Below are 24309 nucleotides of genomic sequence, written 5' to 3' on the forward strand. Positions count from 1 at the left end.
CCCTGAGTAGTTAAGATCTAACTCTAAATAACGTCAAGTGGTTGCGGAATGGACAGACTGGGCCAGGATGCGCATGGTTGGCGCAGGTCGGACAGGTCGTATCCGAAGCGTGCGCAGCGTTCCCCCATGGTGCGTTCGACACGACGACGTTCAGCCCGGCGCAGGGGGTGCACTGGGCTGGCGTAGCTGCGCCAGAGGCGTTCGTAGCGCCGGCTGTGCCCCGCGGTAACTCCAACGGCCGGTATCGGCCCATCGAGGCCCAGCAGGCCGGCGAGCTCGCCGAGAACCCGCTCGGGATTCTGCACCAGGTGTTCGTACCGCACGATCCGGACCTGACGTAGCCACGGCAGATCCGCCGCCGCCAGCTCGTGGGCGTGCAACCAGTGCTCAACCAGTGCGGGCAGGGGCATGGGGCACCACTTCGCGGTGGCCAGGGACACCACGACGGGATGGCGTAGCACCACCACAAACGCCGCGTCCGGATACAGCTCATTCAGGTAACGCAGCATCAGGAGGTTCGGCGGGGACTTCTCCACCAGGACCGGCCGGGACAGGTCCCAGTAGGGCGCCCATGCCTCGAACAGGCGGCGTGCCCGCCAACGGGCGGGCTCGGCGGTATCCCCACACGCTTCGGCCAGGGGAGCGTGTGCCGCCTCGACGGAGCGGTGAGCCCGCGGATCGAGCGCGAACAGCCCCGGACCGCCGTAAGCCCGCGCCGGGGGGTAGACATCCTGGAGGTGCTGGCCCTCGTTCTCGGGCACGCCGGTCCCGCCCAGCCCGCTGACCTCCGAATGCGCGGCCAGGCAGCGGGCGAGCAGGCTGGTGCCGCTGCGGTGCAGTCCGGCGACGAAAACCATCCGGTGATCCACACGCCCCATAGTTGTTCCTTTCCCAGTCGAGGTGCCCGCCGCGGTGGCTGCGGATCGAGTGACCGACGGGTCACCCGAGAAGCGAACGGAGGGGTCAGTAGCCGTAGCGGGCGCGGACCGGCGCCGTCAGCGCCGACACCACCACCCGGTGCCGCCACGACAGCTGTTGCTGCCACGTCTCGTCGCAGCGCACCGCCACATCACCAGCCGTGAACCGCCCCGGATTGCCGGAGACGGTGTGTGCCGGAGCCAGTCGGGCGGTGTGCGATCCGGTGAAGGGCCAGCCGGCACCGACCGGCTGCACGCCGCCGATAAACCGGGCCACCTCCCGCACGTGCCGCTGCGGATCGGCGGCGAAGTCCTCATAGCGCACCCGATACGTCGGTACCCCGCGCGCGGCCAGGGCGCTGAGGATCCGGTTCTGGACACTCCAGTGCACGGCCGTGCGCGCCGGGGAGGACCGGGCCATCTCCTGCTCGGGGCTGGTGCTGGTGGCCTCCGGCCGCGGCAGACGCTTGCGCCAGGAGTGCGCCACGGCGCGAGGATCGCGCAGGACGTGGACAACACTCAGCTCTGCGTCTTCGTACCAGCGCAGACAGGCGGCAAGGGAGGCATGTTTACTGGAGTCCACCACGACGCGGCACCCGGTGTGGGCAGCTACGGCCGCATACAGCCGGTGGTACAGCTGCACGTAGCGCAGGACCCGGGCGTGGTGGGTGGCGGAGAGGCGGGTTCGCAGGAGCCGTGGCACGAAACGGATGCGATCCACCTCGCTGCGCAGGGCCAGCACCTCGGACGGCCGGAGTGCGTCCCAGCCACCGAAGGCGGCCGTGCCGACCTCGTGCCAGAAGGAACAGTCCCGAAACGGGGTTCCGCACCCGCACCGCTCATTGTCGATGAGTCCACGCTGCCAGAGATGGACCACCTCACCGAGGGAACAGACGCCCGGCAGTTCGCCGAGCAACCGTTCCACCAGTGTGGATCCGGAGCGCCCCATGCCACCCACGAACACAACTCGATAATCAACCACGAGTAATGATAATACTACTGTAAGTTACAACACGTGACGACGACCGCAACCCGAACCCGAGCCACCCCTACTACGCCATCAACAACCCCAAATGGAACAAAAAGAACATAAGTCACAAAAAAGACAAACAGCAAACTGATCTCATTTATCAACAAAATCCAATAAAACACCAACAAATCGTGGCATTTTTCACAGAATTAACCCCCGCGTGGGGTGCTGAAATTCACACGGTTTGCGCCCTACGGTGGCGTGCCAAGCTCAACCCGGTATCGCCGAACAGAACCCAACACCTTGGGCGTCCGAAACCGTGCGCCCGAAGTGCGTGACCCACGGAGCTGACCAGCGCCATGACCGCAACAGCACCACAGCCCGCACCACACACTGGCCGCGCTCGGATATCGAAACGAAGTCTACGCACGGACCACTGGTGGATCGGCCCCACCCTGACCGTGCTGGGGCTGACCGCATTCCTGGTCTACGGTCTGGCACGCGTCCTCCAGCAGGATCACTACTGGGTCGCGGAGTACCACTACCTGACCCCCTTCTACTCCCCCTGCCTCAGCGCCGACTGCGCCCCGGGATCCGCGGTCTTCGGGACACTGCCCTGGGAATTTCCCTGGTTTCTGCCCTATGCGGTAGTCAGCCTGCCGTTACTGCTCGCATTCCGGTTCACCTGCTACTACTACCGCAAGGCCTACTACCGGTCGTTCTGGCAGGCCCCCACCGCCTGTGCCGTACCGGAACCGCACCGGAGCTACACGGGCGAAGCCCGCCTCCCGCTGATTCTTCAGAACAGCCACCGCTACTTCTTCTACGTGGCCCTCGCGATCACCCTGCTCAACACCTACGATGCCGCGCTCGCCCTCGGATACGGTCTCGGCGGCGGGCACGGCCTCGGGCTCGGCAACCTCGTCATGCTCACCAACGTGGTTCTGCTGTGGTGCTACACCCTGTCCTGCCACTCCTGTCGGCACGTCTTCGGCGGGCGCCTGCGCAGTTTCGGCAACCGGCCCATCCGCTACTGGATGTGGACCCAGATCTCGCGCCTGAACACGCGACACATGGAATTCGCCTGGATCACCCTGGGCACGCTCATGCTCACCGACGCCTACGTCCTGCTGGTCGCCAGCGAAACCATCGCGGACCCACGGCTGTTCGCCACATCCGGATGAGCCCCCATCCACCCGGGCGACACACCGACCACCCGCCGGACGAGAGAAACGAAACCATGTCTGAGATCACCCGCCACCACTACGACGTCGTCGTCATCGGCGCCGGCGGCGCCGGGCTGCGTGCTGCCATCGCCGCCCGGGAGCAGGGGCAGCGCACCGCCGTCATCTCCAAGTCCCTGTTCGGCAAGGCACACACCGTAATGGCCGAGGGTGGGGCAGCCGCCGCACTCGCCAACGTCAACCCGAACGACGACTGGAGCGTGCACTTCCGCGACACCATCCGCGGGGGAAAATTCCTCAACGACCCCCGCATGGCCGAACTCCACGCCCAAGAGTCCCCCCAACGGGTCAACGAGCTGGAGCACTGGGGCGCCCTGTTCGACCGCACCACCGACGGACGGATCAGCCAACGCAACTTCGGCGGCCACGAGTACGCCCGACTCGCACACGTCGGCGACCGGACCGGACTGGAGATGATCCGCACCCTGCAACAGCGTGTCGTGCAGCTCCAGCAGGAGGACGCGACCAACCACGGCGACCCGGAGGCCGGCCTGCGGGTCTTCGCCGAGACCACCATCACCGAGCTTGTCACCGACAGCGACAGCGGCGCGGTGGCCGGAGCCTTCGGCTACTCCCGGGAGAGCGGTGCCTACCTCCTGTTCGAGGCACCGGCGGTCGTCCTGGCCACCGGAGGAATCGGCAAGTCCTTCCGGGTCACCTCGAACTCCTGGGAGTACACCGGCGACGGACACGCCCTGGCCCTACGCGCCGGCGCCAGCCTGCTCAACATGGAATTCGTCCAGTTCCACCCCACCGGAATGGTCTGGCCCCCCTCCGTCAACGGCATCCTCGTCACCGAGTCGGTCCGTGGCGACGGCGGGGTACTGCTGAACTCCCAGGGGGAACGGTTCATGTTCAGCTACGTGCCGGACGTGTTCCGCGCCCAGTACGCCGAAACCGAAGCCGAGGCCGACGGCTGGTACACCGACCCGGCCAACCACCGTCGCCCCCCGGAACTGCTCCCCCGCGATGAGGTCGCCCGCGCCATCAACGCCGAGGTCAAAGCCGGACGCGGCTCCCCCCACGGCGGGGTCTACCTCGACGTCGCCAGCCGCAAGTCCCCCGAGGAGATCATGCGGCGGCTTCCCTCCATGCACCACCAGTTCAAGGAACTCGCCGACGTCGACATCACCGCGGAGGCGATGGAAGTCGGCCCCACCTGCCACTACGTCATGGGCGGAGTGCAGGTCGACGCGGACACCGCCGCCGCCACGGTCCCCGGGCTGTACGCGGCCGGAGAGGTCGCCGGCGGAATGCACGGTTCGAACCGGCTCGGGGGCAACTCCCTGTCCGACCTGCTGGTGTTCGGCAACCGGGCCGGATACAGCGCCGCCGCGTACGCCGCCGCGACCGGCCGGGACCGTACCGCGATTCCGGAAGCCACGGTGGACGAACTCGCACGCCGCGCGGAGGCTCCTCTGCGCCGCGATGCCGGGGAGAACCCCTACGAGCTGCACACCGAGATCCAGGACACCATGAACCGTCTGGTGGGCATCATCCGCACCGGGCCCGAGATCACCGAGGCGATCGCCACCCTTCGGAAGCTGGCGGAACGGGTCGCCGTCGTCCACGCCCCCGGCCCGCGGGCCTACAACCCGGGCTGGCACCTCGCACTCGACCTGTCCAACATGCTTCTGGTCTCGGAGGCGATCGCACGCTCCGCCCTGGAACGCGAGGAGAGCCGCGGCGGACACACCCGGGACGACTTCCCCGAGCCCTCCCGGGACTGGCGCCGCGTCAACGTGGTGACCCACTACTCCCCGGAGAGCGGAATCACCCTCAGTCACCAGGACCTCCCCGAGATGCGCCCGGAGCTCCTCGCGCTCTTCGACCGTGACGAGCTGGCGAAATATCTCACCGAGGACGAACTGGGCCGTCTTCCGGGACACAGCGAAACCCACGGCACCGATGCGGGTCCACCCCCCGCGGGAGAGGAGAACCCTCAATGAGCAGCAGGACCTTTCGGGTCTGGCGCGGCGAGGCCGGCGCGGGCGACTTCGAGACCTTCGAGGTGGCGGTGAACGAAGGTGAAGTCGTCCTCGACGTCCTACACCGCATCCAGGCGACCCAGGCACCCGATCTCGCGGTGCGCTGGAACTGCAAGGCGGGCAAGTGCGGATCCTGCTCCGTGGAGATCAACGGGCGGCCCCGCCTGTCCTGTATGGCACGCATGAGCACCTTCGACGCCGACGAAACCATCACCGTCACCCCCATGCGTACCTTCCCCGTCGTGCGTGACCTCGTCTGCGACGTGTCGTACAACTACGTCAAGGCCCGCCAGATCCCCTCGTTCACTCCCGCGGCGGGCACAGAGCCGGGGGAGCTCCGGATGCAACAGGAGGACGTGCAGCGCTCGCAGGAGTTCCGCAAGTGCATCGAGTGCTTCCTGTGTCAGGACGTGTGCCACGTGATCCGCGACCACGAGGAGAACAAGGAGAACTTCTCCGGACCGCGCTACCTGATGCGGATCGCCGAGCTGGAGATGCACCCCGCGGACACCGCCGATCGGCGCGTGATCGCCCAGGACGAGTTCGGGCTGGGCTACTGCAACATCACCAAGTGCTGTACCGAAGTCTGTCCGGAGCACATCAAGATCACCGACAACTCCCTGATCCCGCTCAAGGAACGGGTGGCGGACCGCAAGTACGACCCGCTGGTGTGGCTCGGCGAGAAGATCGGACTCCGGGACGGGCTGAAACACGACACCCCGATCGTGCCGAACACGAAACCCACCCAGACCTGACGCCACCCCACCCCCATCGGCCTTTCCCCGCCCTCATCAATCTTTCCCAACCTTCGTCAACTCGCTGTGGCCCCCGAGCTGCCATTTCGACCTCGCAGCCACCCAGCACAAACTTTTCCACACCGTGCACTACCCCGTTGGGCCCCAGAGCAGCCCCGGCACATAGTCGGGGCATGCCGGTACGTGAACCACACCCCAACCACGCCCTGAACACCCTGCTGCGCGAGCAGGACCATGTCCTATCCCGAGAACAGGCTCTCGCCCTCGGTTTCACACCAGCCGCAATCAAGCACCGAACCCGCCGGGGCGGCCCATGGCGCGTCGGCCCCCGCGGGGTCTACTTCGCCTTCCCAACGCAGCCGACGCGCAACCAACAGCAGATCGCCGCGCTGCTCTACGCCGGGCCCCGATCCCTACTCACCGGGGCTGCCGCCCTGGGGCACTACCGAATGCGTTATCTGCCGGAACCAACGGATATCGACCTACTCATTCCGCATGATGAGGCGGTGCTCAGCCGCCGTGGCATTGACGTACACCGCACCCGCCGTATGCCCAAGCCGCGCATGCATGGACCGTTTCGTCTCGCCCCCGCCTATCGGGCGGTCGCGGATGCCGTTCGCAAAACCAGCATGCCCAACGTGGCCAGAGCCCTGGTGTCCGAGGCAGTGCAAAGCGGAATCTGCACGGTGGCACAGCTTGACACCGAACTACGTGACGGCCCGATCCGCGACTCGGCCATGCTTCGCGACGTCCTCTCCGAAGTGATGGCGGGCGCCGCCTCAGCCCCCGAATGCGAAGCCGTACACCTGGTCAAGACGAGCGGCCTGCCACAGCCGCTGTGGAACCCCAAACTCCTCGCCCCGGACGGATCACTCCTGTGCATTCCGGACGCCTGGTGGCAGGAACACCTGGTGGCCCTGGAAATCGAGTCCTACGAGTGGCACGTCAACGCCGAACACTGGGCCCGTACCCTGCGTCGACGTGCCCTCGCTGCTGCTCACGGGGTGCGCGTACTGCCCTTCACACCCCGGCAGATCCGATCCGATCCAGACGGCTTCATCGAAACGCTACGCCTCGCCCTTGCCGCGCCCGGGGTGGTGATTGGTCGCTAGGGCAGCTGAATGCGCACCCCCAGGTGATCGGTACGAGCAGGAGGCACTGGGGGAACGGAAAGGCCGATGGGGGTGAACGCCGGGACTCACCCCCGCTTGCGCTGGGCGGTGATCCGGCCACGCTCCTTGGCGTCCAGGACCACCTTGCGCATCCGGATCGCGTCCGGGGTGACCTCTACGCACTCGTCGGTCGCGCAGAACTCCAGGGCCTCCTCCAGCGACAGGCGCCGCGGCGGAACCAGACGCTCCAGCTCCTCGGCACCGGCCGAACGCATGTTGGTGAGCTTCTTCTCCTTGGTGATGTTGACGTCCATGTCGTCAGGGCGGGCGTTCTCCCCAACAATCATGCCTTCGTAGACCTCGGTGCCCGGATCCACGAACAGGGTGCCCCGTTCCTGAAGGTTGAACATGGCGAACGTGGTGGCCTGGCCCTTGCGGTCGGCGACCAGGGAACCGGACGGGCGGGTGCGCAGATCCCCGAACCACGGCTCGAACCCCTCGAACACGTGGTGCGCCATGCCGGTGCCGCGGGTCTCGGTGAGGAACTCGGTGCGGAACCCGATCAGTCCCCGGGAGGGCACCAGCCAGTCCATCCGCACCCAGCCGGTGCCGTGGTTGGTCATCTGCTCCATCCGGCCCTTGCGCACGCTCAACAGCTGGGTGACCGCCCCCAGGTAGTCCTCGGGGATGTCCACGGTGAGCCGCTCCACGGGCTCGTGGGTCTTCCCGTCGATCTCCCGGGTAACCACTTCGGGCTTGCCCACCGTGAGCTCATAGCCTTCACGGCGCATCGTCTCCACCAGCACCGCAAGCGCCAGCTCCCCACGGCCGTGCACCTCCCAGGCGTCGGGACGTTCCGTGGGCAGCACCCGCAGGCTCACATTGCCGATCAGTTCCCGGTCCAGGCGTTCCTTGACTAGGCGGGCGGTGACCTTGCCTCCCTTGGTGCGGCCCACCAACGGGGAGGTGTTGGTGCCGATCGTCATGGAGATGGCCGGTTCGTCCACCGTGATCAGCGGTAGGGGACGCGGATCGGCGGGATCGGCGAGGGTCTCCCCAATCATGATGTCCGGGATTCCCGCGATGGCGATGATGTCGCCGGGACCGGCCCGATCCACCGAGGTGCGGTCCAGGGCCCGGGTCATCAACAGCTCGGTGATCTTCACCTGCTGCACGGTTCCGTCGCCCTTGATCCAGGCAACCTGCTGCCCCCGGTGGATCTCCCCCTCACGGACTCGACACAGGGCCAGGCGACCCAGGAACGGGGAGGCGTCCAGGTTGGTGACGTGCGCCTGGAGCGGTGCTTCCGGGGTGTAGCGCGGCGCGGGAACCGTCTCCAGCAGGGTGTGGAACAGCGGCTGGAGGTCCGGAGAGTCGGGCAGGTCCCCGTCCGCGGGCTGCGTCAACGAGGCCCGTCCCTCAATCGCCGAGGCGTAGATGATCGGGAACTCAATCTGATCCTCGTCGGCGTCCAGGTCCAGAAACAGCTCGTAGGTCTCGTCCACGACCGCGGACAGCCGGCTGTCCGGCCGGTCGACCTTGTTGATGACCAGGATGACCGGGAGCTTCGCCGCGAGGGCCTTGCGCAACACGAAGCGGGTCTGCGGCAGCGGCCCCTCGCTGGCGTCCACGAGTAGCACGACCGCGTCCACCATGGACAGGCCCCGCTCGACCTCGCCACCGAAATCGGCGTGCCCCGGGGTGTCGATAATGTTGATCACGGTCTCGCCGCCGCCCTCGGCCGGGGGGTGCTGATAGTGCACCGCGGTATTCTTGGCGAGGATCGTGATGCCCTTCTCCCGCTCCAGGTCGCCGGCGTCCATCACGCGTTCGTCCACGTCCTGGTTGGCGCGGAACGCGCCCGACTGCCAGAGCATGGCGTCCACGAGCGTGGTTTTGCCGTGGTCGACGTGGGCGACGATCGCGACGTTTCGCAGATCGTTGCGCAGGACGGGATCCGTGGTCGGCTGGGCTGTGCTGGGCATGAAGTATCTCGATCTGTCTCGGAATGGGGTCGCCGCGCGTCACGGCCGGCGTTCAGTCTATGTTCTGCGCACTCGCCTGCGAGGACGCTGGGGTGGGCCCACCGGCACGGCAGCGGTATGTGGCACGGGTGTGTGCCCGAAATCCGTCTCCCCCGCGGCCCGGGCCGGGGCGGGGCACAGCCACCACTGTGGCCGACGAGTCCAGAATGCCCTAGATTGAGATCCTCCTTCGGCGGAGCGCGGCGGAGACCCGCCAGCAGCCACAGCCCGCACTGTGCCCATGCCCGCCCCCATCCCAACTCTCCAGAAAGCGCGACTCATGCAGTTCTCCCACCTTCTTCCCTTGGCGGTTGCTCCGGTGTTCGCACTTGCCCTCGTCGGGTGCGCGGACGACGGCGAGGACCCGAACACCGGGGACTCCGAGGACACCGCCGAGGAGGCGGACACTGACACCGACACCGCGGACGCGGAGGCAGACGCGGCAGACTCCGGCGACCTGTCCCCGGAGGAAGCGGTTCAGGAACTGGTGGAACGACACATGGAGGCCATCACCAACGCCGATGCCGAAGCCTACTGCGCCACTATCGGTGAGGGGGTCGGCCCAAAACATCCGGACAACGAAGAGCCCTGTGTCGAAGGCATGCAGTCCGGGTGGGAGGCGAACCCCGACGAGCTGGCCGAGTCCCAGGAGGACGTAGCCAGGTCGGAGATCGTCACGATCGATACCACCGACGACGAGACCGGCGCCACCGTCGAGGTCGGAATCAACAACCCGGTCACTCGCTACGGCCAGCGCCTCGAGCTGGAACAGACCGACGGCGAGTGGTTCGTGGTTAACCTGGAGACGCTCTACCAGTACCCGGAGGAGTAAAACCGGCACGCACCGGCGCATCGCGCCCTCCACACCGCCGCTCCGCCTGCGCCAAGCGGCGGTGTGCTTCCCGCGAATGGCCAGTTCAGGCCACGGCCGGCCCGCAGGCCACGAAACGTGTGATTCCCCTCATCCTCGTTGGGTAACCCCAGGTCGCATGGTTGATGCCACAGGGTGACAGCTAAGCTTGACCCCCATGGCGACCGAAGCCCCAGAACCCCCGCCCGCAGCGGAGATCGACATCCACAGCACTGCGGGAAAACTTGACGACCTGCGGCGACGCCGGCACGAGGCGGTCCACGCCGGTTCCGACAAGGCCATCGAGAAGCAACACGCCAAGGGCAAACTCACCGCGCGGGAACGCATAGACGCGCTACTCGACCCCGGGTCGTTCGTGGAGTTCGACGCCCTGGCGCGGCACCGCTCCACCAACTTCGGGCAGGACGCACACCGACCCTACGGGGACGGGGTTGTGACCGGACACGGCACCATCGACGACCGGCCGGTTGCGGTGTTCAGCCAGGACTTCACCGTGTTCGGCGGCTCGCTGGGCGAGGTCTTCGGCGAGAAGATCGTCAAGGTGATGGACTTCGCGCTGAGCACCGGCTGCCCGATCATCGGAATCAACGACTCTGGGGGAGCCCGCATCCAGGAGGGTGTGGTTGCTCTGGGCCTCTACGCCGAGATCTTCAAGCGCAACACCCACGCCTCCGGCGTGATCCCACAGATCTCGGTGGTGCTGGGGCCCTGCGCGGGCGGCGCCGTGTACTCCCCCGCCATCACGGACTTCACCGTGATGGCGGATGAAACCTCGCACATGTTCATCACCGGCCCCGACGTCATCAAGACCGTGACCGGGGAAGACGTGGGATTCGAGGAGTTGGGGGGTGCCCGCACCCACAACACCCGCTCCGGGGTGGCACACTACCTGGCCAGCGGTGAGCAGGACGCCCTGGACTACGTGCGCACCCTGCTGTCCTTCCTCCCGTCGAACAACCTCTCCGACCCTCCCGCCTACGCCAGCGACGCGGAACCGGAGGTCACCGCGGAGGACGCGGAGCTGGACACCTTCATGCCGGATTCGGCCAACCAGCCCTACGACATGCGTACCGTCATTGAGCACGTGGTCGACGACGCCGACTTCGTGGAGGTACACGCGCAGTACGCGCCGAACATCGTGGTCGGTTTCGGCCGGGTGGAAGGGCAGGCCGTGGGTGTGGTCGCGAACCAGCCACTGAGCTTCGCCGGAACCCTGGACATCGACGCCTCGGAGAAGGCCGCCCGGTTCGTGCGCACCTGCGACGCCTTCAACGTGCCGGTACTCACCTTCGTGGATGTTCCCGGGTTCCTCCCCGGCACCGACCAGGAATGGAACGGCATCATCCGGCGGGGCGCCAAACTGATCTACGCCTATGCCGAAGCAACGGTGCCGTTGGTCACCGTCATCACCCGCAAGGCCTACGGCGGCGCCTACGACGTGATGGGATCCAAGCATCTGGGCGCGGATGTGAACCTGGCCTGGCCCACCGCCGAGATCGCGGTGATGGGGGCCCAGGGGGCGGTGAACATCCTCTACCGGCGCACCCTCGCCGAGGCCGAAGACGAGGAGCGCGAACGCGCGCGGCTCGTCCAGGAGTACGAGGACACCCTGCTCAATCCGTACAGCGCGGCCGAACGCGGCTACGTCGACGGGGTGATCCTGCCCAGCGAAACCCGGATCTCGGTCACCAAAGCGCTGCGGGCCCTACGCACCAAGCGCAAGCAGCTCCCCCCGAAGAAGCACGGGAACATTCCACTATGACCGAGCCCACCGGAGAGCAACCGCACCTCCACGTGGTGCGGGGCGAACCCACAGCCGAGGAACTGGCCGCGATCACCACCACTCTCGCCGCCCGTGCCCGGCAACGCGCCGCCGCGGCCGCGACCACCACCGCACACCCACGGCCGCCCTGGGGCGCCCCGGAAGCCTCGCTGCGTCGCATGCCCACACCGGGCCCGGACGCCTGGCGGCGCAGCATGCATCCAGGATGACCCCGACCCCCACTACCTAGACTCGAAGCAGGTAGACCGGGCTCCGCGAGCCCAGCGACCATCCAGGAGGACCACGAACGTGCGCAAGGTACTCATCGCCAACCGCGGCGAGATCGCGGTGCGGATCGCGCGCGCCTGCCGCGACGCCGGGCTGGGCAGCGTCGCCGTGTACGCCGAACCGGACCTGGACGCCCCGCACGTGAAGATCGCCGACGAGGCACACGCCCTGGGCGGACAGACACCGGCGGACAGCTATCTGAACGTCGACAGAGTCCTCGGCATCGCCGCCAGCACCGGCGCGGACGCGGTGCACCCCGGGTACGGATTCCTCGCCGAAAACGCGGACTTCGCCCAGGCGGTTCTGGACGCCGGGCTCACCTGGATCGGTCCTCCCCCATCCGCGATCCGCTCGCTGGGGGACAAGGTGGCTGCGCGACACATCGCCCAGCGGGTCGGGGCCCCACTGGTTCCGGGAACCCCCGACCCGGTCGCGGATGCCCAGGAAGTGGTGGCGTTCGCCGAGAAGCACGGCCTGCCGATCGCAATCAAGGCCGCCTACGGCGGTGGCGGCCGCGGCCTCAAGGTGGTGCGGTCCCTGGAGGAGATCCCGGACGCCTTCGACTCGGCGGTACGCGAGGCCGTGTCGTCCTTCGGGCGGGGCGAGTGTTTCGTGGAGCGCTACCTGGACCGGCCGCGCCACGTGGAGACCCAGTGCCTCGCCGACGTCCACGGCAACGTGGTAGTCGTCTCGACCCGTGACTGCTCGCTCCAGCGCCGTCACCAGAAGCTCGTGGAGGAAGCTCCGGCGCCGTTCCTCACCCAGGAGCAGACCGAGTTGCTGTACTCCTCGTCGAAGGCGCTACTCGCCGAGGCGGGCTATGTAGGCGCCGGCACCTGCGAGTTCCTGGTCGGCGCCGACGGCACGATCTCGTTTCTGGAGGTCAACACCCGGCTTCAGGTGGAACATCCGGTTACCGAGGAGGTGGCCGGGATCGACCTGGTGGCCGAGATGTTCCGGATCGCCGAGGGGGGAACGCTGGACTATCCGGACCCAGCGCTGCGGGGACACTCGATCGAGTTCCGGATCAACGCGGAAGACCCGGGAACGAACTTCATGCCCGCGCCGGGCACGATCACCGAGATGCAACTGCCCGGGGGGCCGGGTGTGCGCGTGGACACCGGCTGCGAGCCCGGGTTCACCGTCCCACAGGCGTTCGACTCGATGGTGGCGAAACTGATCGTCACCGGCGCCAGCCGCGAGGAGGCGCTGCGCCGTTCCCGGCGGGCACTGGCCGAGTTCACGGTGGGGGGCATGCCCACCGTGATCCCGTTCCACCAGGCGGTTCTGGTGAACCCGGCCTTCACCGCCGAGGCGGGCGAGTTCACGGTGCACACCCGCTGGATCGAGACGGAGTTCCGCAACGACATCCCGCCGTATGCGGGATCGGGAACCCCGGATGCCTCCGGTGCGGACGGGGACCAGCCCCGGGAGCGTCTCACCGTCGAGGTCGGCGGGAAGCGTCTGGAGGTGACCCTGCCCGCCAGCCTCGGCGCCGCGGCGCAGCCGAGCCAGTCAGCCGGGCGGAAACCACCCCGCCGCAACCGCTCCGGCTCCACCGGGACCACCGTGAGTGGGGACGCCCTGGTGTGCCCCATGCAGGGCACGGTGGTGAAGGTGGTCGCCGAGGAAGGCCAGGTGGTGGCCGCAGACGACGTCATCGCGGTGATCGAGGCCATGAAGATGGAACAGCCGCTCACGGCACACAAGGCCGGCACGGTCACCGGGCTTACCCTGGCCGCCGGCGACGCGGTCGGCAACGGCACCGTGGTCTGTGAAATCACGGACTAGCTCCAGCATCGGCCTGCTATAGCCCACCCGTCGGGGACGTTCCCACGGGGCCCAAATGTGGTGTGGGCAGCGAACCAATCACCGCCACCCCCACCGCTGGCCGTCGTGCGGCGAAGCGCCCCAGAACAGGGCACCACCGGTGACCCACCAGGGCGCGACGCCGCCGGCGGCCAACACAGCGCGTGCGGATGCGCAATCACGGGCAGCACAATCCCCCGGTCGCCCCCGGGGGACACCACCCCGGAAACACCGGCACGGCTCCGGAAGCGGATCTTCCCGAGAAACACCCCACCCCACAACCATGTCCCGAAACACGGCCCCACCCCGGCGTTGCCGTAGCGACCACGTCGGGGTGGGGCCGCTGCACGGCTGGACGCGGCCACATAGACTTGGTGCCACGGGGAATGCTGGTGCCGTGGGCAGGGACCCCAACCAGAACTGTTGAACGGGAACCTTCTCTCCTGCCCATTCGTCCCCTTGTGCGAGAAGCGAGGGAGAGGAACGATCATGGTGCGCCGGTTGCTGCATCCCGCGCTTGCAGGCGCGGTACTCACCGTCCCCGTTCTGGCGCTCGGGGCCGCCCCCGCCAGCGCGGCGGACGCACCCGACGTGGACGAGGTTGCCACGGCACTCGAACAGGAACACGTCTACTTCGCCCCCGAGATTGACGAGCTGCCCGACGCCGAGGCGGACGCGGTGTATACGGCTGCGCAGGAAGCCGAGAACCCGGTGTACATCGCAGTACTGCCGGAGGATGCGTTCGCTTCCAACGCCACGGCGGAAGCGTTCGCCCAGGACCTCACCTCCGAGGTTGGTGCGGACGGGACCTACGCGGTGGCGTGGGGCAACAATCTGTACCTGAACTCCAATGTGATGAACGACGGCAGCTTGCAGGACGTGTACCGGCAGGCGCAGAGCGAGCCCACCGCGGTGGACGGCCTGGTCACGGTCGCGGATGCGAGCGACCAGGCGATCAGCGGTGAGGAGTCGGCCGCGGCCTCCGGCATGGTGCTGCTCGGTATTCTCGGGCTACTGGTGCTGGGCGGCGGCTTCTTCCTGTACAACTCCAAGCGCAAGCGGGACGCGAAGGCTGCCCAGGAGTTGGCGGATATTCGCAAGATGGCCGAGGAGGACGTCACGCGGCTCGGTGAGGACATCACCCAGCTCGACATCGACCTGACCAAGGTCGACGAGGACACCCGCCGCGACTACGAACAGGCGATGGACGCCTACGACCGGGCGAAGAGCAGCCTGGAGGCCATCCGCACTCCCGAGGACGTTCGGCAGGTCACCACGGCCCTGGAAGACGGCCGCTACTACATGAACGCGACCCGGGCCCGACTGAACGGTGACCCCGTTCCGGAGCGCCGTTCGCCCTGCTTCTTCAATCCGCAGCACGGCCCGTCCGTCGAGGACGTGCTGTGGGCACCGCCGGGCGGCACGGACCGTTCGGTTCCGGCCTGCGCCTCCTGCTCCCAGGCGGTGCGTGCCGGCCACGACCCGGATGTGCGCATGGTCGAGGTGGATGGCCAGCGCCGCCCCTACTATGACGCGGGCCCCGCCTACGCCCCCTACGCCGGCGGCTACTTCGGTATGAACATGATGATGGGCATGTTCACCGGCATGATGATGGGCTCGATGATGGGGTCCATGATGGGCGCCGGCATGGGGGCCGGAATGGGTGACATGGGCGCCGAGGGTGGCGACATGGGCGGTGACCTCGGCGGTGACGACTTCGGGGGTGGATTCGGCGACAGCTTCGGCGGAGGTGATCTCGGCGACTTCGGTGGCTTCGACTTCTGAGTCGCCGTTCCCCGAACACCGCGCTCGGGCCCTGGGGACCGTGTTCCCCGGGGCCCTTCGTAGATGTGAGCCGGCCGGCCCACAGGGTGCCGGTTCCCGGACTATAGGTCACCCGCACACCGGTGGTGTCGGCTGGGCCGAGGGCCGGAGCCCGTGGGCTTCACGGGCACGGCCCGGTCAGTCGGGCGAGCCCCGCATCAGGCTTCGTGCCGCCTCGGTGACACTCCCGGACAGAGATGGGTACACCGCGAAGGTGTGTGCCAGGTCGTCCACGGTGAGCCGCTGCTGCACGGCCACCGACACGGCGGTGATCATTTCGCTGGCCCGGGGGCTGACCACCACACCGCCCATCACGATGCCGGTGTGTCGGCGGCAGAACAGCTTCACGAAACCGTCCTTGGTTCCGTGCATTTTCGCCCGCGGGTTGGTGTCGAGGGGGAGGGTGACACTACGCGCGTCCACCTCGCCAGCCCGCACCTCGGCCTCGGTCACACCGACGCTGGACAGCTCGGGGTTGGTAAAGACTGTCGCGGCCACCGCGGACTGGCGCAGCGGCGAGACCGCCTCACCCAGGGCGTGCCACATGGCGATCCGCCCCTGCATGGCGGCGACCGAGGCGAGCATATTCACCCCGGTGCAGTCACCCGCGGCGTACACGTTCGGTACGGAGGTGCGGGATACGCGGTCCACCTCCACGAAGCCGCCCTTGTCCAGCCGGATGCCCGACTCTTCCAGGCCCAGCCGGTCGGTGTTGGGGATCATGCCGACCGTCATCAGGCAGTGGGTTCCCTCCAGCACGCCGCCGTCCGCCAGCCGGACCCGGACCCCGTCTCCGGTGTTCTCCACGGCCTCGGCCCGCGAGTTCGCGAGCACCGACATGCCGCGGCGGCGGAACACGCCCTCCAGGACCTCGGCGGCGTCCTGGTCCTGCGTGGGCAGCACACGGTCTCGGGACGACACCAGAGTGACCTGCGCACCCAGCGCCTGGTAGGCGTTGGCGAACTCCACGCCGGTCACGCCCGAACCGACGACAATGAGGCGCTCCGGGAGCTCGGTGAGATCGTAGAGCTGACGCCAGGTCAGAATCCGGTCCCCGTCGGGGCGGGCGGTGGGTAGCTCGCGTGGGTGCGCACCGGTGGCGAGGAGCACCACGTCCGCCGGAATGCGTTCGTCCCCGACCGCAACGATGCGGGGGTCCACCATCCGTGCGGTGCCCTGGACGACCCGCACCCCCTCCTTGGCGACCCGGGCGGCGGTGTCCGCCGACTGAGCCTGGGCCAGGCGTTTGACCCGCGCGTTGACCGTGGACAGATCCACGCGGACCCCGTCCTCCTGGTCGTCCGGGTCACATCCGATCTCGATGCCGAGCTTCGTTGCATCCGTGACGGAATTCATACGCACCGAGGTCGCGATCATGGTCTTTGACGGCACACAGTCCGTCAGCACACACGCACCACCGAGGCCATCCCGGTCCACCACCGTCACGTCGGCACCGAGCTGCGCGGCAACGAGGGCTGCCTCGTAACCTCCGGGGCCGCCACCGATGATCACGACTCTGGTCACGCCTTAACCCACCTTCTCGATCGCGCTGTTCACCCGTCCCCATTGTCCTGCATTGGTGATACCGACGCGTGCGCGGTCTACGATACGGCGTGGCGAAAATCGCACAAGGTACCCGGTTGACTACACTCAGTATCCGTGACGGACACGACCTACCAAGTTCCGACTTCGCGGACGAACGAGGCGAAAGAACTCGCCGAGCGGGCAGCCGAGACGCTCCTCGCTAACTCCGAAACCGGCACCGGTGTGGACGCGGCCATCGTGCTGGGGTCCGGTTGGAGTACCGTGGCCGACCACCTCGGCGAGATGGATGGCGAATGGGATCAGGAAGCCGCGCAGCTTCCCGGCTTCGTGGTCCCCCCGACGGCGGGAAGCTCCCCGTCGGTGCGCACGGTGTGGATCGGGGCGAAACGCGTCCTGGTGTTCATCGGCCGGGCCCACCTCTACGAGGGACACGACGCGCAGACCGCCACCCACGGGGTACGCACGGCCATCGCTGCCGGGGCGGAAACCGTTGTGCTCGGCGGTTCCTGCGCGTCCCTGCGTGCGGACTTCGCTGTCGGCCAGCCGATCCTGATCTCCGACCACCTGAACCTGACCGGCACCTCGCCGCTTCAGGGCGCGGAGTTCGTCGACCTGAGCAACGCCTACAGCCCACGGCTGCGCGATCTGGCCCGCCAGGTGGATCGCTCCCTGGCCGAAGGGGTCTATGCGGCGACGCGCGGACCGGAGCTGGAAACCCCGGCGGAGGTCCGTATGTTGCGCAGCGCCGGAGCGGACCTCGTGGGGATGTCGATCGCGCTGGAGACGATCGCCGCGGTCGAGATGGGCGCCGAGGTGCTGGGCTGCGCACTCGTGACCAACGAGGCCGCGGGGCTGCTCGGCGCGACGATGGAACCGGAACACGTGCGCACGGTCGGAAACGAGCACGCCGAGGAACTCGCCGACCTGCTGGGGCGAATCCTGCTACGCAGCTAACCACAACGGCCGTCGACGCGGGTGACCGGATCCGGTGTCGTCAGGTGGCTCCTCACCCCAGCAGTGCGACCACCAGCAGTCCGAGCAGCGGGGCTCCGAGCGCACCGAGCGCGGCCCCGGACCACCGCACCCGTGGCCCGGTTTCGCTCGCCGCCGCACCATCCGGGGACGCGGTCGACCCGGCCTCCGTCCGGTAGTGCTGCGCCTGGTCCCGTAGCTGGTCGGCGACCTGCATCACCGGGCGTTGTGGCTCGTTCGGATCCCCGGCGGGATCGGCCTGCCGGTGCGGGGCCTGCCCGGCGACCCGGCGCAGATTGGCGCGAACCTGGGCCCGCCGGTTCTCCCGGATCGCCCACACCCGGACGATGTGCTGGCCTGCGTGCACGCGCAGCATGTCGGTGACGTCAACGCCGCTGTAGGCCGACCAGGGAATCCACACGGTACGCAGCGGGTTAACGACCCGCAGTGCGGACTCGGTGACCACCAGACGGGGACGCAGCAGGAACACGGCGAGCAGCACCCCGATCAGCACCAGTATCAAGCCCGCCACCCACGAGGTTCGGCCCGCACCCCGCCAGAGGACGTCCGCGAGGAGCAACGCGCAGAGGCCGATACCGAGCCAGCCCAGCACCACCGATCCGGGCGCGCGCACCGGCCGCTGAAGCCGCAGCTCCCGCACCGGTGGTGGGTTCTGCGAAACCCGCTCTCGTGACTCCTCCACGTCAGATCGCCCACTTCAGCTGGGCGTAACCGGGCTTGATGGTGCCGTTGATCAGGGCGAGCCGCTCGTCAAACGGCAGGAACGCCGACTTCATCGCGTTGACGGTGAACCACTGGAGGTCGTCCCATCCGTAGCCGAAGGCCTCGCTGAGCTTGGCGAACTCGGTGGACAGGGTGGTCTGGCTCTGGAGCCGGTTGTCGGTGTTCACCGTCACCCGGAACCGCAGCGCCCGCAGCAGACCGATCGGATGCGTGGCGATGGAGGAGGCCGCACCCGTCTGCACATTGGAGCTGGGGCACATCTCCAGGGGGATACGCTTATCCCGCACATAGCTGGACAGGCGCCCGAGTTCGGCAGCGGACACATCGACCGAGCCGTTACTGTCCACGCCCCGGATGTCGTCGACCAGGCGCACCCCGTGGCCGAGCCGGTCCGCCCCGCACCACTGGAGTGCCTCCCAGATCGACGGAAGCCCGAAGGCCTCCCCCGCGTGGATGGTGAAGTGCGAGTTCTCGCGCTGGAGGAACTCGAAAGCGTCCAGATGCCGGGTTGGTGGATATCCCGCCTCGGCCCCGGCGATGTCGAAACCGACCACGCCCACATCCCGGTAGCGCACGGCCAGCTCCGCGATCTCGCGGGACCGGGCGGCGTGTCGCATCGCGGTCAGAAGCGTGCCCACCCGGATCGTGTTACCCTGCTCGGCCGCACGGTCCTGCCCGCGCCGGAAGCCCTCCAGAACGGACTCGATCACCTCCTCCAGGCTCAGTCCGCCATCCACATGGAGTTCGGGCGCGTACCGCACCTCGGCGTAGACCACACCGTCGGCGGCAAGGTCCTCGGCACACTCGGCAGCGACCCGCTCCAGGGCCTCGCGGGTCTGCATGACGGCCACCGTGTGCCCAAACGTCTCCAGGTACCGTTCCAGGGACCCGGAGTCCGCGGACTGGGCGAACCAGGTCCCCAACTCCGCCGGATCGGTGCTCGGCAGTGCGGTGTAGCCCTGGTCAGCGGCGAGCTCGACGATCGTGGCCGGGCGCAGGCCGCCGTCAAGATGGTCGTGCAGCAGGGCTTTGGGAGCCTGTCGGATCTGGTCGACGGTAAGCGGCGTGGTGTCCATGTCCCCAGCTTGCCAGCAGACCGGCGCGGATGGTGCAGGTCGGCGCGACCGGCTCCCCCTGCCCAGTTCGGACGGTGGGCCAGGGATGCTCCACCGGCGCCCCGTGACGGGCCGGCGTCAGGGAATCGGCAGTTCCTCGCTGGCAGCGGTCGGCTCGGGACTCAGTCCGCCCCCTTCCCACAAGGCCGTCAGCGCGGCGGCGACCAGCACGTGCATCCCCACCCCGATGGCTCGTTCATCCACGTCGAAGGTTCCCCGGTGCAGGTCCAACATGGGCAGGTCCGAGGCCGGCCAGTGGGTGCCCAGCCGCACCAGCGCCCCCGGTATCTTCTCCACATACCAGGCGAAATCCTCCCCACCGAGGCTCTGTGGGGTGCTGGTGATCGAGTCCGCCCCGATGGTGCGCGAGCAGGCGTCCCGCAGCATCCGCACACTCGTGGGGTCGTTCACGGTCGGGGGGACACCACGCCGGTAGGTCAGATCAACCTCGGCGCCGTACACCCCGGCCACGGACTCGAGGACCTGACCGATCAGTTCCGGGGCCTCCCGCCATGCCTTCTCACACAGGCAACGCACGGTTCCCTCAGCCACGGCCTCGTCCGGAATGGCGTTGCGGGCCGATCCGGCGTTGACGCGGCCCCACACCACGCTCAGGCTCGCCCGGGGGTCGACCCTGCGGGAGAGAACGGCGGGAACCTCGGTGACGATCTTGCCCAGCGCGTAAACGAGGTCGGAGGTCAGGTGCGGACGGGCGGTGTGCCCGCCCGCACCAGAGAGTCGCACCTCAACCTGGTCGCAGGCGGCCGTAATCGGCCCCGTGCGCAGACCGACCTGGCCCAGGGTCAGCTGGGGGTCGCAGTGCAGCGCGAAGATGCGGTCGACGTCGGCCAGCCGCTCCTCGTCGAGAACGTGCTGCGCCCCGCTGGCGAGCTCCTCGGCGGGCTGGAAGATGAGACGCACCCGCCCAGGCAGTTGCCCGGCTCGTGCCTGCTGGGCCAGGAAGATGCCGGTGGCCAGCAGGATGGTGGTGTGCACGTCATGCCCGCAGGCATGCGCCACCCCCGGTACGGTCGAGCGATAGGGGGCGTCTCTCTTCTCGTCCGTGAGGGGCAGGGCGTCGATGTCGGCACGCAGGGCGACTGTGGGGCCGTCGTCCGGCCCCACGTCACAGGTGAGCCCCGTACCGCAGGAGAGCGGCTGGGGATCCAACCCGGCCTCGCGCAACCGCTCGACCAGGCGTTCGGTTGTGCGGTGTTCCGCGAACCCCAACTCCGGATGGCGGTGCAGATCCCGCCGGAAGGCGATCATCTCCTGTTCGCGGCGTCCCAGGAACGCCGCCAACTGACCGCTCAGGTCACGCCCCTGCATGCGAGGGCCCCCTATCTCGTGGCGTTCGGTCCGGCGCATCCGGGGCCGAAACCGGGTGTGTTCCCGGGCCGTCCGGTGCGCCAGCGCTCGTGCTGTCGGTCGAGTCCGGGCTGGCCCCCGCAACAGGGGGCGCGGCGGTGGTGGCCGCACGCTCCTCGTCGGGCTGGGCCGGGATCCCGGATGTACGGTCCTGTGGTTCGGACACGGGCGGTGCTGCCGGTGCTGCTGGTCCTGCTGCGCGGGCCGCGGGAATGCCTGCCGGATGGCGTTGGAGACGGAACTCGTCCTGGCTCATCTCGGCGACCAACGCGTCCACCACATCGTTGAGTGAGCCACCGCCGGCGACGATGGCACGCTGCCGTTCGTAGGAGGCTCCCTTGGCGAGGACCTCCCAGGCGACGTCGAGTTCGGCGCTGCATCCCAGGCGTGTGGCGATCGGCGCCAGATCGTGCAGGAGCTCGTAGATGTCGTCCCGCAGCGGCATGGTCGTGCCCTGGTCGTCGATGATCACGCGGGCGTCGAGCCCGTACCGGGTCGCGCGCCACTTGTTGTCGGTGACCACCCAGGGGGCGGGGCTGGGCAGGGTGTAGCCGCGCTCCAGCTGATGCTCGAACAGACGCACCAGACACTGGCTCAGCGCCGCGGCCATTCCCACCTCGCGGAAGGTCGGAATGCCGTCGAACATCCGGATCTCGACGGTTCCGTACTCGGGATGGGGCCGGATGTCCCACCACACTTCCTTGATGCTGGCGATGGTTCCGGCGTGCAGCAGCGTCGCCATGTAGTCCTCGAACGCCGACCAGTGTGGGAGTCGGGGGGGTGGACCGGCCGTGGGTAGCGATCCGAAGACGACGGCACGGGTGGAGGCCAGGCCCGTGTCCCGTCCACTCCAGTACGGACTGGAGGCGGTCAGGGCGAGGAAATGCGGAAGATAGCGGGCCAAGGCGTTGACCAGGGGAATTGCAGTGTCTCGGGAGCGCACACCCACGTGTACGTGCACACCGAAGGTCAGGATGCGCCGGGCGAGCCACTGCATCTGTTCGACGAGCTGACCGTAGCGGTACACCGGGGACAGGGTCTGGTCCCGCCAGTCGTCCAGGGGGTGGGTTCCGGAACAGATCAGTGTCGTGGTGCGGGTCTCCAGGCTCGACCGCAGCTGCGTGATGCTGGAGGCCAGGTCCGCGCACACCTCGGAGGCCGTTTCACAGATTCCGCTGACGACCTCCACCTGGGACTGCATGAGCTCGTGCCGCAGCGGCGGAATGGCCTGTGCCTGGCTCAGCTCGGGAAGGTCGGCCAGGACCTGCTGCGCCTCCTGCCGCAAATGGCGGGAACACTCGTCGACAAGCTGGAGCTCCCATTCCACACCGAGTGTGTTGCGTGACGAAGCGTTGAATTCGATGCCCACAGTCCACCTCCGCACAACCGACCACCACGTCGTCATGGCGACTATGGGAGGCACCATAGGCGAGGACGGATGTCCGGCATATCGCTGGATGGGGACGTACATCTTCCGGACACCTCCTCTCGGCTGAAGGCGTGCACGTCGGAACACGACTGTGGGGCCGTTCCGGGCTACCCGCGCGCCGATCCCGGCACCCAGAGCGTTCCAGATCCGGGCACCATGACGCCGACGAACGGCCGATCATGGCCCAAACTGACCATTCGCCCGTGATCTGACTAGCCCGAAATCACCAGGGGCGGGCACCCATGGGTGTTGACAACTGAACTCGGATGACCGGGCGCCCCGACTGGGGCGCGCCGAAACTGTGGTGTCGGATCTCCGGCGGACATCGAACCGGACATAGTGCTAAATGATCTTACCCAGCAGCCAGACCGATATCGAATAGAACACACGACCAAAATCCGATCAGGAGCCGACAACGAGTGCCAGACCGGAACAAAGCACCCTAGTCCACGCTCGCGCGGACGCGGGTGCGTCGCCGCCGCGCCCATACGGCGTACGACACCGCTCCCGCCGCAATGAGGGCGGCTCCCGCCCGACGGACCCAACCCCGCCGGGGCTGAACGGCTGGACCTTCCTCGGTCTCCCCCGTCTCTCCCGCGGAGTTCGCGAGGCTGCCCTCCGCCGTCTCGCTGTGTGGCTCGACGGGCCCGTGCACTGTGGGCATCGGGAGCCAGGTCGCCGTCCACGCTGCGGTGAACATCAGGTACCGCGCCACGATGTTGATCCACACCAACAGGCCCACGGTGACCGCGAACGACGCGTACACGGGATTACCCATCGTTCCGCTGACCAACAACGCACCCAGGGACTTGAGCATCTCGAACCCGACCGCGGCCAGGAGGGCTCCGCGCCAGAGCATGCGCCACGGACGACGCGTTCCGGACAGCCGCTGGAACACCACCAGGAAGATGAGGGTGCTGAACGCGATGGTGATCCCCAGACCGAGCAGCCGCAACAACAGGGTCTGCACAGCCGTGCCGCTCAGCCCGGCCTGGGTCAACAGCCAGTGTGTTGCGGCCTGGGCGAAGCTGGTCAGCGCAACCGAGGACAGCAGCGCCAGCCCGAGCACGCCCAGGACCAGAAGGTCAAGCAGTTTGGCCACAACGACGTTGGGCCGTTCGTCTGGCCCCTTTAGCCAGATGGTCCGTAGAGCCTCCCGCAGTGCGGAGATCACCCCCAGCCCCGCGTAGAGCAACCCCAGCAGGCCGAACAGTCCAGCTCCCGTCCGGGCCTCGGCCACCGAGTCCACAGCGGCATCCGCCGCGAAGCCCGGCAGGGCTCCCTCGATGGCCTGTTGCAGGGCCGTGCGCGCCTCGGGATAGACCACGGTGGCGTACCCCACCAGTGCAAAGGCCAGAGCCAGGACGGGAAACAGGGAGAGGAAGGCGAAGTAGGTCACGGCCGCGGCGAGCTGGCTACCCCGACACTGGCTGTAGCGGTCCACGGCACGCGCCACGTGGTCCACGCTGGGACGCGTTCTGCGGAGCTTCCAGTAGCTCTCGGTGGCGAGATAGCCATAGTGCCGGAACCGATCGGTCATCCGACGTACGAGTTCGGGCACTGTTCGCTCCC

Annotated in this window: 18 protein-coding genes and 1 pseudogene; 10 read left to right on the forward strand and 9 right to left on the reverse strand. The window is 67.9% G+C overall.

Annotated features, from left to right (window positions below; translation table 11 throughout):
• Nucleotides 1-23 precede the first annotated feature (23 nt).
• Both RIF23_RS05805 and RIF23_RS05810 read right to left on the reverse strand, forming a co-directional pair.
• The gene (locus RIF23_RS05805; RefSeq protein WP_310911347.1) at nt 24-878 is read right to left on the reverse strand and encodes a sulfotransferase; all 855 of its coding nucleotides are present in this window, start codon (nt 876-878) and stop codon (nt 24-26) included.
• Nucleotides 879-963: 85 nt separating this feature from the next.
• The gene (locus tag RIF23_RS05810; RefSeq protein ID WP_310911532.1) at nt 964-1881 is read right to left on the reverse strand and encodes a sulfotransferase; all 918 of its coding nucleotides are present in this window, start codon (nt 1879-1881) and stop codon (nt 964-966) included.
• A gap of 365 nt (nt 1882-2246) precedes the next feature.
• Between RIF23_RS05810 and RIF23_RS05815 the strand changes: the two genes are divergently transcribed.
• The 4 genes from RIF23_RS05815 to RIF23_RS05830 all read left to right on the forward strand — a co-directional run bounded on the left by RIF23_RS05815 (nt 2247) and on the right by RIF23_RS05830 (nt 6986).
• Nucleotides 2247-3071, forward strand: a complete 825-nt coding sequence (locus RIF23_RS05815; RefSeq protein ID WP_310911348.1) for a hypothetical protein — start codon at nt 2247-2249, stop codon at nt 3069-3071.
• Nucleotides 3072-3127: 56 nt separating this feature from the next.
• Nucleotides 3128-5080: a fumarate reductase/succinate dehydrogenase flavoprotein subunit gene (locus RIF23_RS05820; protein WP_310911349.1), complete on the forward strand. Its 1953-nt coding sequence runs from the start codon at nt 3128-3130 to the stop codon at nt 5078-5080.
• Entirely contained in the window at nt 5077-5874 is a 798-nt protein-coding gene (locus RIF23_RS05825; RefSeq protein ID WP_310911350.1) for a succinate dehydrogenase/fumarate reductase iron-sulfur subunit, read from the forward strand. Before RIF23_RS05820 ends, RIF23_RS05825 begins: the two co-directional genes overlap by 4 nt.
• A gap of 173 nt (nt 5875-6047) precedes the next feature.
• The gene (locus tag RIF23_RS05830; RefSeq protein ID WP_310911351.1) at nt 6048-6986 is read left to right on the forward strand and encodes a hypothetical protein; all 939 of its coding nucleotides are present in this window, start codon (nt 6048-6050) and stop codon (nt 6984-6986) included.
• 86 nt (nt 6987-7072) lie between these two features.
• On the opposite strand, the gene typA is transcribed toward RIF23_RS05830, so the two are convergent.
• Nucleotides 7073-8971, reverse strand: coding sequence for a translational GTPase TypA (gene typA, locus RIF23_RS05835; protein ID WP_310911352.1), 1899 nt, complete (start codon nt 8969-8971; stop codon nt 7073-7075).
• A gap of 319 nt (nt 8972-9290) precedes the next feature.
• Here typA and RIF23_RS05840 point away from each other — a divergent pair, with 319 nt between their 5' ends.
• The 5 genes from RIF23_RS05840 (at nt 9291) to RIF23_RS05860 (ending at nt 15525) form a co-directional block, all read left to right on the forward strand.
• On the forward strand, nt 9291-9842 hold the full coding sequence (locus RIF23_RS05840; protein ID WP_310911353.1) for a hypothetical protein: 552 nt from the start codon (nt 9291-9293) through the stop codon (nt 9840-9842).
• A gap of 196 nt (nt 9843-10038) precedes the next feature.
• Nucleotides 10039-11643 carry an acyl-CoA carboxylase subunit beta gene (locus RIF23_RS05845; RefSeq protein WP_310911354.1) on the forward strand — a complete coding sequence of 535 codons (1605 nt, stop codon included), beginning with the start codon at nt 10039-10041 and terminating at the stop codon, nt 11641-11643.
• Nucleotides 11640-11873: an acyl-CoA carboxylase subunit epsilon gene (locus RIF23_RS05850; protein WP_310911355.1), complete on the forward strand. Its 234-nt coding sequence runs from the start codon at nt 11640-11642 to the stop codon at nt 11871-11873. Before RIF23_RS05845 ends, RIF23_RS05850 begins: the two co-directional genes overlap by 4 nt.
• Before the next feature lie 79 nt (nt 11874-11952).
• The gene (locus RIF23_RS05855; RefSeq protein ID WP_310911356.1) at nt 11953-13722 is read left to right on the forward strand and encodes an acetyl/propionyl/methylcrotonyl-CoA carboxylase subunit alpha; all 1770 of its coding nucleotides are present in this window, start codon (nt 11953-11955) and stop codon (nt 13720-13722) included.
• A 507-nt stretch (nt 13723-14229) separates the two neighbouring features.
• Nucleotides 14230-15525, forward strand: coding sequence for a chemotaxis protein CheA (locus tag RIF23_RS05860; RefSeq protein WP_310911357.1), 1296 nt, complete (start codon nt 14230-14232; stop codon nt 15523-15525).
• A 177-nt stretch (nt 15526-15702) separates the two neighbouring features.
• Here the strand turns inward: RIF23_RS05860 and RIF23_RS05865 are convergent, their stop codons facing one another.
• Nucleotides 15703-17088, reverse strand: a complete 1386-nt coding sequence (locus RIF23_RS05865) for an NAD(P)H-quinone dehydrogenase (RefSeq protein ID WP_310911358.1) — start codon at nt 17086-17088, stop codon at nt 15703-15705.
• Nucleotides 17089-17223: 135 nt separating this feature from the next.
• On the opposite strand from RIF23_RS05865, the gene RIF23_RS05870 reads away from it, so the two are divergent.
• A complete protein-coding gene (locus RIF23_RS05870) occupies nt 17224-18063 on the forward strand; it encodes a purine-nucleoside phosphorylase (RefSeq protein WP_310911359.1) in 840 nt (279 codons plus the stop codon).
• Between the two features lie 52 nt (nt 18064-18115).
• On the opposite strand, the gene RIF23_RS05875 is transcribed toward RIF23_RS05870, so the two are convergent.
• The 5 genes and pseudogenes from RIF23_RS05875 to RIF23_RS05895 form a co-directional block, all read right to left on the reverse strand.
• Nucleotides 18116-18784, reverse strand: coding sequence for a PH domain-containing protein (locus RIF23_RS05875; RefSeq protein WP_310911360.1), 669 nt, complete (start codon nt 18782-18784; stop codon nt 18116-18118).
• Between the two features lies 1 nt (nt 18785).
• A complete protein-coding gene (locus RIF23_RS05880; protein WP_310911361.1) occupies nt 18786-19901 on the reverse strand; it encodes an adenosine deaminase in 1116 nt (371 codons plus the stop codon).
• Nucleotides 19902-20018: 117 nt separating this feature from the next.
• Complete coding sequence (locus tag RIF23_RS05885) at nt 20019-21269, reverse strand: amidohydrolase (protein WP_310911363.1); 1251 nt, start codon at nt 21267-21269, stop codon at nt 20019-20021.
• 294 nt (nt 21270-21563) lie between these two features.
• A pseudogene (locus RIF23_RS05890) lies at nt 21564-22677 on the reverse strand (glutamate--cysteine ligase); the annotation flags it as partial.
• Between the two features lie 502 nt (nt 22678-23179).
• A complete protein-coding gene (locus RIF23_RS05895; RefSeq protein ID WP_310911364.1) occupies nt 23180-24298 on the reverse strand; it encodes a YihY/virulence factor BrkB family protein in 1119 nt (372 codons plus the stop codon).
• Nucleotides 24299-24309 lie beyond the last annotated feature (11 nt).

The sequence above is a fragment of the Lipingzhangella rawalii genome, from assembly GCF_031628175.1.
Taxonomy (GTDB): Bacteria; Actinomycetota; Actinomycetes; order Streptosporangiales; family Streptosporangiaceae; genus Lipingzhangella_A; species Lipingzhangella_A rawalii.

What these genes read in the sequence shown, in the direction of transcription:
- RIF23_RS05885 (WP_310911363.1), bottom strand. Translation starts at nt 21,269, where the DNA reads ATGCAGGGGCGTGACCTGAGCGGTCAGTTGGCGGCGTTCCTGGGACGC.
- RIF23_RS05815 (WP_310911348.1), top strand. Translation starts at nt 2,247, where the DNA reads ATGACCGCAACAGCACCACAGCCCGCACCACACACTGGCCGCGCTCGG.
- RIF23_RS05880 (WP_310911361.1), bottom strand. Translation starts at nt 19,901, where the DNA reads ATGGACACCACGCCGCTTACCGTCGACCAGATCCGACAGGCTCCCAAA.
- RIF23_RS05840 (WP_310911353.1), top strand. Translation starts at nt 9,291, where the DNA reads ATGCAGTTCTCCCACCTTCTTCCCTTGGCGGTTGCTCCGGTGTTCGCA.
- RIF23_RS05860 (WP_310911357.1), top strand. Translation starts at nt 14,230, where the DNA reads ATGGTGCGCCGGTTGCTGCATCCCGCGCTTGCAGGCGCGGTACTCACC.
- RIF23_RS05845 (WP_310911354.1), top strand. Translation starts at nt 10,039, where the DNA reads ATGGCGACCGAAGCCCCAGAACCCCCGCCCGCAGCGGAGATCGACATC.
- RIF23_RS05850 (WP_310911355.1), top strand. Translation starts at nt 11,640, where the DNA reads ATGACCGAGCCCACCGGAGAGCAACCGCACCTCCACGTGGTGCGGGGC.
- typA (WP_310911352.1), bottom strand. Translation starts at nt 8,971, where the DNA reads ATGCCCAGCACAGCCCAGCCGACCACGGATCCCGTCCTGCGCAACGAT.
- RIF23_RS05805 (WP_310911347.1), bottom strand. Translation starts at nt 878, where the DNA reads ATGGGGCGTGTGGATCACCGGATGGTTTTCGTCGCCGGACTGCACCGC.
- RIF23_RS05825 (WP_310911350.1), top strand. Translation starts at nt 5,077, where the DNA reads ATGAGCAGCAGGACCTTTCGGGTCTGGCGCGGCGAGGCCGGCGCGGGC.
- RIF23_RS05820 (WP_310911349.1), top strand. Translation starts at nt 3,128, where the DNA reads ATGTCTGAGATCACCCGCCACCACTACGACGTCGTCGTCATCGGCGCC.
- RIF23_RS05830 (WP_310911351.1), top strand. Translation starts at nt 6,048, where the DNA reads ATGCCGGTACGTGAACCACACCCCAACCACGCCCTGAACACCCTGCTG.